The organism is Daejeonella rubra (assembly GCF_900103545.1).
GTDB classification, from domain to species: Bacteria; Bacteroidota; Bacteroidia; order Sphingobacteriales; family Sphingobacteriaceae; genus Daejeonella; species Daejeonella rubra.
Genome location: NZ_FNHH01000008.1, coordinates 24,448 through 36,683, shown reverse-complemented (window position 1 = coordinate 36,683; position 12,236 = coordinate 24,448). Strand labels below are relative to the sequence as shown.

Here is a 12,236-nt window from a genome sequence, read left to right as displayed (position 1 = left end):
AAGGAAAAACATCAATGTGCTTCAAGCCAGTTACTGCCTTCTCCAACTTCCACCAGAATTGGCACTTTCATTTCAATTGCATTTTTCATACGGTCTTCAATGATCTTTTTCATTATCACTGTTTCTGACCTTGGCACATCGAACACCAATTCATCATGTACCTGCATGGTCATTTTTGAATTCAGATTCTGATCGATTATATCCTGATGGATCCTGATCATGGCGATCTTGATCATGTCTGCTGCTGAGCCCTGAATCGGGGCATTTATCGCATTTCGCTCAGCAAAGCCACGTACCGTTTGGTTAGCTGAATTTATGTCTCTCAGGTAACGTCGTCGGCCCATGATTGTTTCGACATATCCATTTTCTCTCGCAAAATTCATGGTATCATTCATGTACTTCTTAATTCCGGGATAAGTATTGAAGTAGTTTTCAATTATTTCTCCTGCCTCTTTCCTTGGGATACCCAAATTTTGGGAAAGTCCAAATGCTGATTGCCCGTAAATGATCCCAAAGTTTACGGCTTTTGCATTTCTTCTTTGAGTTGAGCTTACCTCTTCCAAACTTATTCCATAAACCTTAGCTGCCGTTGCGGTGTGAATATCATGGCCCTGAACAAAGGCTTCCATCATGTTTTCATCCTTACTGATCTCTGCAATTATCCTCAGCTCGATCTGGGAATAATCAGCAGAAAGCAGAACATGGTCCTTATCTCTTGGAATAAATGCCTTTCTTACTTCCTTTCCCCGTTCGGTACGCACAGGAATATTTTGCAGGTTGGGGTTATTTGAGCTTAATCTTCCGGTGGCTGCTACAGCCTGGTTGTAGGAAGTATGGATGCGGCCAGTTTTCTTATTGATCATTTGAGGCAAGGCATCCACATAGGTTGATTTAAGCTTTTGAAGCTGTCTGAAATCAAGAATATCGGCAACAATATCGCTTTTGTTTGCGAGTCTTGTCAGTACATCTTCACCGGTCTGGTACTGTCCTGTCTTTGTTTTCTTCGCTTGCGGATCCAGCATGAGTTTGTCAAAAAGCACTTCACCCAATTGTTTTGGAGATGCGATATTGAATTTTACACCAGCCTTTTCATAAATAGTTTTTTCAAGGAGCTTCAGATCTGTTTCCAGAGTTTTTGAAAACTCTACGAGTGCATTCTGATCTATTTTTACTCCTTCGCGCTCAATGTCAGCAAGTACATATATCAGCGGATTTTCAATTTCCACTGCCAATTTCCAGGCATTCACAGTTTTTAGAATGGGCTCAAAGGTATTTTTTAGCTGCAGTGTGATATCAGCATCCTCGGCAGCATATTCTTTAACCAGTTCAACATCAATATCTCTCATGCTGCCCTGATTTTTACCTTTCTGGCCTATCAGGCTGGTGATACTAACCGGGGTATATTGAAGGTAATTCTCGGCAAGCAGGTCCATGTTATGACGGGAGTCCGGATCGATCAGGTAATGTGCAAGCATCGTGTCAAACAGCTCCCCCTGAACACGGATTCCATACCAGTTAAGTACAAGAATATCGTATTTCAGGTTTTGCCCGATCTTGGCAATTTGTTTGTTCTCAAGAACAGACCTGAATTCATTTAGGGTATTCTGACATTCATTTTGATCAGAGGATAATGGAATATACCATCCTTCACCCGGTTTTATACTGAAGGACATGCCTACCAGTTCACAATCGTTAGCATCCAGCCCAGTTGTTTCAGTATCAAAACAAAATGAGTTTTGGGTGGTTAACAACGCGATCAGGGACGCTCTTTTGTCAAAGGTTTCGGCCAGTTCATAGTGATGAGCCGTATTATTTATATTTTTGAAGGAAAGCGGAACATCGGTATAATTTGACTCAGCTCCTTCTATTGAGGAAGGAGCATTTTGAATGTTGTTGGTTCCAAAAAGGTCCATCTGTCCGCTTGTTGAGCCAGACTTAATTTCAGCCACATTGAAGTCATCTCCAAACACCCTACGGCCTAGGGTACGAAACTCAAGTTCAGCAAACAGAGCTTCTAATATTTCGCGATTGGGTTTGTCAACATGCAAGGCATCAACATCCAGATCAACAGGTGCATCCAGCAGAATGGTGGCCAGTTTCTTGGAGATAAGGCCCTGCTCGGCAAAATTTTCAACATTCTCTCTTAATTTACCCTTAAGCTCATGGCTGTTTTTAATGATATTTTCGATCGAACCATATTGTTTGATCAGTAGTTTTGCTGTTTTTTCGCCAATTCCAGGTATTCCCGGGATATTGTCTACTGCGTCTCCCCATAATCCCAGAATATCGATAACCTGTTCAACATGGTCGATATCCCATTTTTCAAGGATCTCTTTTACCCCCAGAATTTCCATTCCATTACCCATTCTTGCGGGCTTGTAAATGAAAATATTTTCTGATACGAGTTGACCAAAATCCTTATCTGGAGTCATGCAATAAACCGTAAAACCTTCTTTTTCGGCCTTTTTAGCTAGTGTACCTATCAAATCATCAGCCTCGTATCCATCAGAAAATATAACGGGGATATTAAAACCCTCAATTAATCTGACGATGTATGGAATGGCAGTCGACAGATCTTCAGGCATTGCTTCCCGGTGTGCTTTATAGGCAGCAAAATCTGTATGACGCTCTGTAGGAGCTGAGGTATCAAATACCACTGCCATGTGGCTTGGATTTTCTTTTTTAAGAACTTCCAGAAGGGTGTTCGTGAATCCCATGATTGCTGATGTGTTCAATCCAGCGGATGTAAATCTGGGATTTTTGCTCAAAGCGAAGTGAGCCCGGTATATTAATGCAAATGCATCTAAGAGAAATAATTTTTTCATTCGAATTCTGATCTTTTGATGGGGGTAAATCTCCCCGAATTTTTATCTGGCAATACAGCCTTCAATATGGTCATTTATCATCCCTGTTGCTTGCATATGAGCATAACAGATGGTAGTGCCAAAAAATTTAAAACCGCGTTTTTTCATATCTAAACTGATGCGGTCGGAAAGCTCAGTCCTGGCCGGTGCATTCTTATGATCAGTCCAGGTATTTATTACCGGTTTTTTATCCGGCAAAAATCCCCAGATATAATCTGAGAATGACCCAAATTCCTTTTGGATTCCCAAAAACAATCTGGCATTGCTGATTGCAGCATTAACTTTCAGCCTGTTTCTGATTATCCCCTCATTCTGCAATAATCGTTTAACATCTTCTTCAGTGAATTCTGCTACTTTTTCGGCATTGAAATTTGCGAAGGCCTTGCGGTAGTTTTCGCGTTTTCTTAAAATGGTTATCCAGCTTAATCCTGCCTGAGCACTTTCAAGAATTAGAAATTCAAACAAAGTCTGATCATCATAAACAGGTTTCCCCCATTCTTCATCATGGTACCTGACATATAATGGATCGGTACCGCACCAGGCACACCTGATTATGTTTTTATTTAAGTCCAATTTTAAGATTGATTAATACAACAGAAATTTAATTAATTTCAGTCATAGTTCAAATTTGAATCAGCTGAATTAACTATTCAGCTCGTCCCAATATTCAAGTGCTCTGCGGTAGTGTGGAATTACGATCGACCCTCCAACGAGGTTTGCGATCATAAAGATTTCATTCATTTCTTCATTACTGACCCCTTCATCATGGCATTTTCCAAGATGATATTTAATACAATCATCGCAGCGTAAAACCATAGATGCAACAAGTCCAAGCATTTCCTTGGTTTTTACATTCAGTGCTCCATCTGCATATGTTGTTGTATCGAGTGCAATAAAGCGTTTGATATTGGTATTTGCAGTTTCCATGATGCGGTCATTCATTTTAGTGCGATAACCATTGAATTCTTCGATCATTTTTCCCATATCATTTTTCTAATTTATTTTTATTATGCGTTAAATTCAGTTTGTCTGTTAAAGTTCCAATTCAATAGCGGGGTCCCAGAATATCTTTTTAAAATCTGTGACTTTGTCATTTTCAACTTTAATTCCTTCATTTTCTAATAATTGCTGCATCAGATCTTCAGTACCAAAATGAAATTTTCCTGTAAGCAAACCATTTCTGTTGACAACTCTTTGTGCAGGAACTGGAGGGTATGCGGTATGTGCGGCATTCATGGCGTAACCAACCATTCTTGATGAACCCTTAGTCCCCAGATAGGAAGCTATAGCACCATAAGAAGTGACTCTTCCATTGGGTATCAGCCTGACGACCTGATAAACCTGATCATAAAAACTAAGTTTTTCCATTTAATCAAAGCTTAACTTCAGGTAATTGATGTTTTTGTCCTTAGCAAGATACTTCTTCTCATAATAAGTTTTGATCGAAAGTACCTCATTAACTAATGAAGAATTGTACAGATCCTCTGTCCGGGCATGTGTTTTCAAACCCAGTTCTTGAATTTTCTGACAGGTATAGGCATGTAAGGGGTCACTGTCGGTTTTCAAATGAACAGGACCTTTTTCCTTTAGTACCAATTTGTACATATTCAGGAACCTTGGTGAAGTTAGCCGTTTTTTTTCACGACTGATCTGAGGCTGGGGGTCAGGAAATGTGATCCATATTTCTGAAATTTCTTTTTCCGAAAAATAATCGATCAGATTTTCGATCTGAATCCTGAGAAAGGCAACATTTGGAATATTTTCTTCCATGGCCGTTTTGGCTCCTCTCCAGATGCGGTTTCCTTTATAATCGATTCCAATGAAATTCACTTCCGGAAAAAGCCGGGCAAGATTTACAGTATATTCACCCTTTCCGCATCCCAATTCAAGGATCAGTGGGTATTTGTTCTTAAAATGTTCCTGGGCCCAGCGACCTTTTAATATTTTTCCATCCTCCAGCTCAATGACATTTTCAAAAGCTGTGATCTCTGCAAAGCGTCTTAGTTTATCCTTACCCATTTCTTATGTTAAAGCCTGTAAAAATAGTTTTATCTTTGCTTCCATACTCTATAATATTGGAAAAAGCATCTAAAATATATATTGCAGGCCATCGAGGGATGGTAGGGTCTGCTATACTCAGAAAACTTCAAAAAGAAGGCTATTCCAACCTGATTCTAAGAACATCGTCTGAACTTGATCTAAGAAATCAACAGGCGGTGACTGATTTTTTCGCAATTGAGAAGCCTGAATATGTGTTTTTAGCCGCAGCAAAAGTAGGAGGTATACTTGCGAATAATATGTATAAAGCTGATTTCCTATATGAAAATCTGGCTATTCAGATGAATGTTATCCACCAGGCATATGTTAATGGTGTGAAGAAACTGATGTTCCTGGGTTCAAGCTGCATTTACCCAAAGCTTGCTCCACAGCCACTAAAAGAAGAATATTTGTTAACTGGCTTGCTTGAACCAACCAATGAGCCCTATGCCATTGCTAAAATTGCCGGTATCAAAATGTGTGAAGCATACCGGGAACAGTATGGATGCAATTTTATATCTGTAATGCCTACCAATCTGTATGGTTATAATGATAATTATCATCCTCAGAACTCCCACGTATTGCCCGCTCTGATCAGAAAGTTTCATGAAGCGAAAATTAATTTTAGTTCAGAAGTTATCATTTTGGGTACCGGAAGTCCGAAACGTGAATTTTTATTTTCAGATGATCTGGCAAATGCCTGTTTCTTTCTGATGCAAAATTATGATGAGGCCGGCTTTATTAATATTGGAACCGGTCATGATATAACTATCAAAGAATTGGCTTTATTAATTCAAAAAGTAGTCGGCTTTGAAGGCGAATTGGTTTTTGATACCTCTCAACCAGATGGTACTCCCCGGAAGTTGATGGATGTTTCAAAATTAAATAGTAAAGGTTGGAAGTATCAGGTTGAACTTGAACAGGGTATCAGGCTTGTTTATGAAGATTTTAAAAATAATTATGCATAAAAAAAGGCCTTTTTGAATTACAAAAAGGCCTTTTTTTTAATAAGTCTCACTATCTGGCGGAATACCATAATCAGCCAGTTCAGGTTCTTTTTTATTTCTGGTTTTGGGTGATTTTATCCATTCGGATAATTTTTCCAGCAGGCCACTCATTAAATCCTTATTTACTGTTTTCGCAGCATTCTGAGATATAAGCTCTATGACAGATTTAACAATAAACCCGGACTTCGGAAAGAGAAATCTATTCATCATTACAGGTAAACCGATTCGGAAAATACCGGATACCCAATCTTCGCCATCCTTTTTGCCTGATTTATCCCTGCTGCCACCTAAAAAGTCATTCAGTTTACGCAAAAGCATGAGTGGCAACCTTATTCTGGATGTAATTTTCTCAACTTCGATTTTAAGATCGGTCTCCATTTCAGAGCGTTTAACTCCTAAACGAATAACCTCTTCCCGTAAATCGTCGATATTCTGGATCTTTGTTCTCATTTTCTATCTCTAAAAAATTTTTCGATTATGATATTAATGATCTTTTTCTCGAGGTATTTGTCTTTTATGGAATTCAGAATTAAAGCAGCCAGTAAATAAATTCCGGCAACTATCAGGAAACCTCCATATGAATTTTCTAAAACCTCAGATAGGTAAAAACCCAGAGCAAAACTGCCAAACAAAAATGCCAGAACGGCCAGAATAAGCACAAGGCCATCTGTTAGTAAATTGGCAAATAGTTGCGATCCCTTATCAACGGTTTTGAGTAAGGTAAGTTCCTTACGAACTTTTACGTACTCCGTTACTTTCTCAATAAGTTTTTGTTGTTCAAATTCTTCTTCTTCCATAAGAATTCAAATTTATGATTTTGCTGCCTTATTAAGGGTATCTTCTGCATGATCCACAACAGAACTTACAGCGTTACGTGTTTTAGAATATTCCTCCTCTGCTGATCTCAATTTAGATTTAATTCCATCAACAACTTTATCTTTGAATTCGCTTAAATTGCCGATTTCATCTGCCGCACGATCTTTAATACTGTCGCCCAAATTCTTTAAAGAATCAGTTAATTTATCACGTGTTTCAGATCCCTTTTCAGGAGCAAATAATATACCTATTGCAACTCCTGCTGCTAATCCTGCCAGCATTGCTGCTAAAACTTTTGTGTTATCACTCATGACTTAAAAATTTTGGTTAATTTAATCTTAAAAATAATTCTATTCAATTTAATATTTTATTTACTGGTCTAAACAAGTTCCTTTTATCCTAAACAATGCATTACAAATTTACATAATCCATATTTACTTATTGTTAAGATGAAATATGTTAAAGGTCAATTCCTGATCTTCAGGTTTCTAACTCATATCTACCAATTATCAAGCCAAATGTCAGCATCTGATAGAAGATTAAATGCCGTTTGAACTTCCTGATGGCATTCCCGAATGAAAGGAATCCATAGCAGAATTGATTTAGGATATTCCATTGTATCCTCTTCTAACTGATTGGCCTTCCTCAAACCAATCATTTTTGAACTCCTGTTAATAAACAATATAGGATTGATTAGGTTTTAATCTTTTTGAAAATTATTTTATGACTCACATAATCAGATTAATATGCAAAGAATTAAATATCATGTACAACTGGCGGGTGTCAATTCATTGTTAATGATTGGAAACATACATGATCCGGTGTTAGTGGTTGTAGATCAATGAGCATTGCAACAAAAAACCCGCATATTTTATTAAGCGGGCTTTGAATCAGATTTTTAGCAATTTAATTACTCCAGGTTGATCGCTTTCATTTTATTGTAGAGCGTCTTCCTGTCAATATTTAAAATCTTGGCTGCTTTTGTTTTATTGAAGTTAACTTCTTTCAAAACATTCAGAATGGTTTCATATTCTGCCTCCATTGCTGCATTTTTAAGATCGTGCCTGTTTGCATTTACAGCAACATTAGCGCCAAATGCATTTTCAATGGCAGAAGCTTTCGCAAAGGTTGAAATTTCAAGTGGCAGAGCTTTTAATAGTATCTCGTTTCCTTCACTCAGGAGTGTAGCACGCCTGATCACATTTTTAAGCTCACGGACATTCCCTGGCCAGTTATATGTCATTAAACAATCGATCACTTCATTTGAGAAATCAGTTACATTTCTATTTAGTTCTGTATTAGCTTCCTTAAGAAAATGCTCAGCAAAGATCATAATATCTTTACCCCGTTCGCGCAGAGGCGGAACAGTAATATTGAATTCATTGAAACGGTGGAAAAGATCCTCCCTGAACCGCCCTTTTTGTATGGCATCGGTCAGGTTTTCATTTGTTGCAACAAGAATTCGAACATCAAGATCTATTTCTTTTGTACTTCCGATTCTTTTTACTTTTCGTTCCTGTACTGTTCTTAATAGTGCTGCCTGTATCTCATAGGATAAATTGCCAACCTCATCCAAAAACAAGGTTCCGCCATTAGCCATTTCAAAATGTCCGATCTTAGTGTATAAAGCACCTGTAAATGAACCTTTTTCATGCCCAAAAAATTCACTTCCTGCAAGATCCTTTGTTAAAGATCCGCAGTCCATTGCAATAAAGGGCTTGTCTTTTCGCGGACTGTTAAAGTGAATGCTTTTCGCAACAGATTCTTTACCTGTTCCACTTTCACCGTTCAGGATAACGCTATAATTTGTTGGGGCTACCAGCTTGATCTGTTTTAACAGCTCCTGCGAAGCAGTTCCTTTTCCAACTACAAATTCTTCAGGTATGGAACCATCTTTAGAGTCACGTTTATTTTTTGTTTCGTTTGTTTGATTTCCATGTTGATTAATAGCTTTTTGAGCCTCAATCGCTTTGTTGATGGTATTTAGAATTTCATCGGGATAAAGAGGCTTTGTGATATAATCAAAAGCTCCCATTTTTATTAATTCAACAGCGAGTTTTATATCAGAATATCCTGTGATTATAATAACACCTGTATCTGGATAGGTAGTTTTGATCTTACGCAACATCTCCCTGCCATCGGTATCCTCCAGTCGGAAATCGCAAAGTACAAGGTTAAAAGGCTCCTTTGTCATTATATCAAGAGCATTGTTACCGTTGGTACTTGTGGTTACTTCAAAACCGTTTCTTGTTAAAAATTTGGAAAGAAGTATGCCGATATTTACCTCATCATCAATTATTAATATTTTATTCATAGGATGAATTTATATTAAGAGCCCTAATCATGGCAATGTTATGCAGGCAAGGTACAAACAATCTTGAGAATTGGGAAATTTTTTCCACACTTTTAAATGCTCCTCTGATTTAGGTGCCCCCTGTTTGAATAGATTATTTTCCTGTAAATTCAGCTTTTCTTTTTTCTAAAAATGCTGCAACTCCTTCTTTAAAGTCCTCTGAACCAAAGCAGTTGGAGAATTCAGCGATCTCAGATTCATAGCCATTTTGCCCCTCAATAAATGCAGCGTTTACTGCCCTGATAGCACAACCTACAGCATAAGGGGAGCGGCTAATGATCTTTTTAAGTATTTCTTCTGACTTTGCCATGATCATATCAGGTTCAGTAACATGGTTAACCAGTCCGGTTCTATGCGCTTCCGCTGCGCTTACCATATCTGCTGTCAGGATCATTTCCAGGGCCCGTCCTCTGCCGACCAGTTGGCTTAGACGCTGGGTACCACCATATCCGGGGATTAAGCCCAGGCTAACTTCGGGTAATCCCATTTTGGCAGTTGTAGCGGCAACTCTTATATGACAGGCCATCGCAAGTTCAAGGCCACCACCGAGTGCAAATCCATTGATTGCCGCAATTATAGGTTTTTCACTGTTCTGAATCACATCAAAAACTTTGCTTTGTCCTTCGCGTGCAAGTTCCCTGCCCTCATCGGTATTGAAATCTGCAAATTCTGAAATATCTGCTCCTGCAACGAAAGCTTTCTGCCCTGCTCCGGTTATGATCAATCCTCCAATAGTATTATCATGGAATGAATTTGTGATAGCATGATGAAGTTCTGCCAGTGTGACCTTATTTAATGCATTTAATTTGCTTTCACGGTTAATAGTGATATATAAAATCCGGTCACGTGTTTCTACGAGAAGATTAGTAAAGTTCATAGTGTTTAATTTGAAATTAATTAAAGGGTTTCATTCCATTCTGGAATTATCAGAACATTCGGTTTTCTTTGACCCATTGAGTGATATAAGACACGATCTCCTGAGTATTTGTTCCAGGCTGAAAAAGTTTGCCTGCACCCATTTCGTTCAGGATCTTCATATCATCATCAGGGATAATTCCACCTCCGGTTACGAGTACGTCATTCAAGCCTTTTTCCTTCATTAAATGTATGATCTTAGGGAATACCGTCATATGAGCGCCTGATAAAATTGAAATGCCAATGGCATCAACATCTTCCTGAAGAGCAGCATTGACCACCATTTCCGGAGTTTGTCTCAGGCCCGTATAAATAACTTCCATCCCGGCATCCCTCAGAGAGGTAGCGATGATCTTTGCGCCTCTGTCATGCCCATCCAGGCCAACTTTAGCAACAAGTACACGTATCGGTCGATTTAGGTATCCTGTCATAATTGAGATTAAGTAAAAGTAAGAAGAAAATTGCATTGTATCCTGCAATTAAAACTCCAGTAAATTTTAAAAAGGGCATCTGCCAAATTGCTATAAGCTAAACAGTAAATTTTGCTACTTTTGTACCCTCTTAAATCAGAGTATGAGCGAAGAAAGATCATTAAATTTTTTAGAAGAAATCATTGAAGAAGATATCCGCAATGGTAAAAATGGCGGCCGTATTCTAACGCGATTCCCTCCTGAGCCAAATGGTTATTTGCATATCGGGCATGCTAAATCTATTTGCTTAAATTTTGGTATTGCTAAAAAATATAATGGTAAAACCAATCTTAGATTTGATGATACCAATCCTACTACTGAGGATGTGGAGTATGTTGACAGTATCCGGGAAGACATTAAATGGCTTGGTTTTGAATGGGATAAGGAACTATATTCTTCCAATTACTTCGATCAGCTTTATGATTTTGCATTGAACCTCATCCGGATGGGGCTGGCTTACGTGGATGATAGTACAGCTGAGGAAATTGCTTCAGCTAAGGGAACTCCAACAGAGCCGGGTAAACCTACTCCCAACCGAAGCAGGAGTATTGAAGAAAATGTGCAGCTTTTTGAAGATATGAAGGCCGGTAAATATCCTGACGGTGCGAAGGTTTTGCGTGCAAAGATCGATCTGGCATCACCTAACATGCATCTTCGCGATCCTTTAATGTATCGTATAAAGCATGCCCATCATCACCGTACCGGTGATAAATGGTGTATCTATCCAATGTATGATTTTGCCCATGGTCAATCTGATGCTATTGAGCAAATTACCCATTCTATTTGTACTCTTGAATTCATTCCCCATCGTCCATTGTACGAATGGTTTATACAACAGTTAAATGTTTTTCCTTCAAGGCAATATGAATTTGCCAGGTTAAATATGAATTACACGGTTATGAGCAAGCGCAAGCTGCTTCAGCTGGTCAATGAAAATTATGTTACTGGTTGGGATGATCCCCGTATGCCAACTATCAGCGGATTACGTCGTCGCGGATATACACCACTTTCCATACGTAATTTCAGCGAGCGAATTGGAGTTGCCAGAAGAGAGAATCTGATCGACCTTAGTTTGCTTGAATTCTGTATTCGCGAAGATCTAAACAAGTCTGCCTGGAGAAGAATGGCAGTTTTGGATCCTGTAAAACTGATCATTAGTAACTATCCAAAAGATCAGATTGAAGTAATGGATGGTGAAAACAATCCTGAAGTTGAGGGCGGAGATGGATCACGTCCTATTCCATTTAGTTCTGAATTATGGATTGAGAGAGATGACTTCATGGAAGAGCCAACGAAGAAATATTTCCGTTTGGGTCCGGGACTCATGGTCAGGTTAAAAAATGCCTATATCATTCAATGTGATTCTTTTGTGAAGGATGATACTGGTCGTGTTTCAGAAATTTATTGCACCTATATTCCTGAGTCAAAGAGCGGAAGTGATACCAGCGGTATCCATGTTAAGGGAACTATCCACTGGGTTAGTGTTGCAGGAGCCAAAACAGCCGAAATACGATTATATGATCGTTTATTTCGTGTAGAAGATCCATCAAACGAAGAGGGTGATTTTAAAGAATATATCAATCCGGATAGTTTGTCTGTGATTAAAAATGCATTTATAGAGCCTGATCTGGAGAATGCTGAACCTGGTTTTGGATATCAGTTTATACGTAAAGGTTATTTTAGCCTTGATATCGATTCAAGTCCTGATCATCTGGTTTTTAATCGTACAGTAACATTAAAAGATACCTGGGCCAAAGAAGTTAAGAAATCCTGA

The 12,236-nt window shown here is 38.6% G+C and carries 13 protein-coding genes; 2 read left to right on the top strand and 11 right to left on the bottom strand.

Annotated elements, in window-relative coordinates; genetic code table 11:
• Window positions 1-11 precede the first annotated feature (11 nt).
• From polA to trmB, 5 genes are all read right to left on the bottom strand, one after another.
• Window positions 12-2,825 (bottom strand): DNA polymerase I, encoded by a 2,814-nt coding sequence (gene polA, locus BLR27_RS07555; RefSeq protein WP_090703049.1) that lies wholly within the window; start codon window positions 2,823-2,825, stop codon window positions 12-14.
• 42 nt (window positions 2,826-2,867) lie between these two features.
• On the bottom strand, window positions 2,868-3,437 hold the full coding sequence (locus BLR27_RS07550) for a DNA-3-methyladenine glycosylase I (protein WP_090703046.1): 570 nt from the start codon (window positions 3,435-3,437) through the stop codon (window positions 2,868-2,870).
• A gap of 69 nt (window positions 3,438-3,506) precedes the next feature.
• Complete coding sequence (locus tag BLR27_RS07545) at window positions 3,507-3,848, bottom strand: carboxymuconolactone decarboxylase family protein (protein WP_090703042.1); 342 nt, start codon at window positions 3,846-3,848, stop codon at window positions 3,507-3,509.
• 48 nt (window positions 3,849-3,896) lie between these two features.
• Complete coding sequence (locus BLR27_RS07540) at window positions 3,897-4,232, bottom strand: MGMT family protein (RefSeq protein WP_090703038.1); 336 nt, start codon at window positions 4,230-4,232, stop codon at window positions 3,897-3,899.
• Window positions 4,233-4,883, bottom strand: coding sequence for a tRNA (guanosine(46)-N7)-methyltransferase TrmB (trmB, locus tag BLR27_RS07535; protein ID WP_090703035.1), 651 nt, complete (start codon window positions 4,881-4,883; stop codon window positions 4,233-4,235). It abuts the gene before it with no gap.
• A 56-nt stretch (window positions 4,884-4,939) separates the two neighbouring features.
• Between trmB and BLR27_RS07530 the strand changes: the two genes are divergently transcribed.
• Window positions 4,940-5,869, top strand: a complete 930-nt coding sequence (locus BLR27_RS07530) for a GDP-L-fucose synthase family protein (protein WP_090703458.1) — start codon at window positions 4,940-4,942, stop codon at window positions 5,867-5,869.
• A gap of 36 nt (window positions 5,870-5,905) precedes the next feature.
• Here BLR27_RS07530 and BLR27_RS07525 read toward each other — a convergent pair whose 3' ends face one another.
• The 6 genes from BLR27_RS07525 to BLR27_RS07495 form a co-directional block, all read right to left on the bottom strand.
• Window positions 5,906-6,358 carry a hypothetical protein gene (locus tag BLR27_RS07525; protein ID WP_090703031.1) on the bottom strand — a complete coding sequence of 151 codons (453 nt, stop codon included), beginning with the start codon at window positions 6,356-6,358 and terminating at the stop codon, window positions 5,906-5,908.
• Window positions 6,355-6,705, bottom strand: coding sequence for a phage holin family protein (locus BLR27_RS07520; protein WP_090703026.1), 351 nt, complete (start codon window positions 6,703-6,705; stop codon window positions 6,355-6,357). The genes BLR27_RS07525 and BLR27_RS07520 overlap by 4 nt, the downstream gene beginning before the upstream one ends.
• Before the next feature lie 12 nt (window positions 6,706-6,717).
• Window positions 6,718-7,035 carry a YtxH domain-containing protein gene (locus tag BLR27_RS07515; RefSeq protein ID WP_090703023.1) on the bottom strand — a complete coding sequence of 106 codons (318 nt, stop codon included), beginning with the start codon at window positions 7,033-7,035 and terminating at the stop codon, window positions 6,718-6,720.
• Window positions 7,036-7,634: 599 nt separating this feature from the next.
• Window positions 7,635-9,038 carry a sigma-54-dependent transcriptional regulator gene (locus BLR27_RS07505; RefSeq protein WP_090703015.1) on the bottom strand — a complete coding sequence of 468 codons (1,404 nt, stop codon included), beginning with the start codon at window positions 9,036-9,038 and terminating at the stop codon, window positions 7,635-7,637.
• Window positions 9,039-9,171: 133 nt separating this feature from the next.
• Window positions 9,172-9,954, bottom strand: a complete 783-nt coding sequence (locus tag BLR27_RS07500; protein WP_090703011.1) for an enoyl-CoA hydratase/isomerase family protein — start codon at window positions 9,952-9,954, stop codon at window positions 9,172-9,174.
• Window positions 9,955-10,003: 49 nt separating this feature from the next.
• A complete protein-coding gene (locus BLR27_RS07495) occupies window positions 10,004-10,423 on the bottom strand; it encodes a cobalamin B12-binding domain-containing protein (RefSeq protein ID WP_090703007.1) in 420 nt (139 codons plus the stop codon).
• 142 nt (window positions 10,424-10,565) lie between these two features.
• On the opposite strand from BLR27_RS07495, the gene BLR27_RS07490 reads away from it, so the two are divergent.
• Complete coding sequence (locus tag BLR27_RS07490) at window positions 10,566-12,236, top strand: glutamine--tRNA ligase/YqeY domain fusion protein (protein ID WP_090703003.1); 1,671 nt, start codon at window positions 10,566-10,568, stop codon at window positions 12,234-12,236.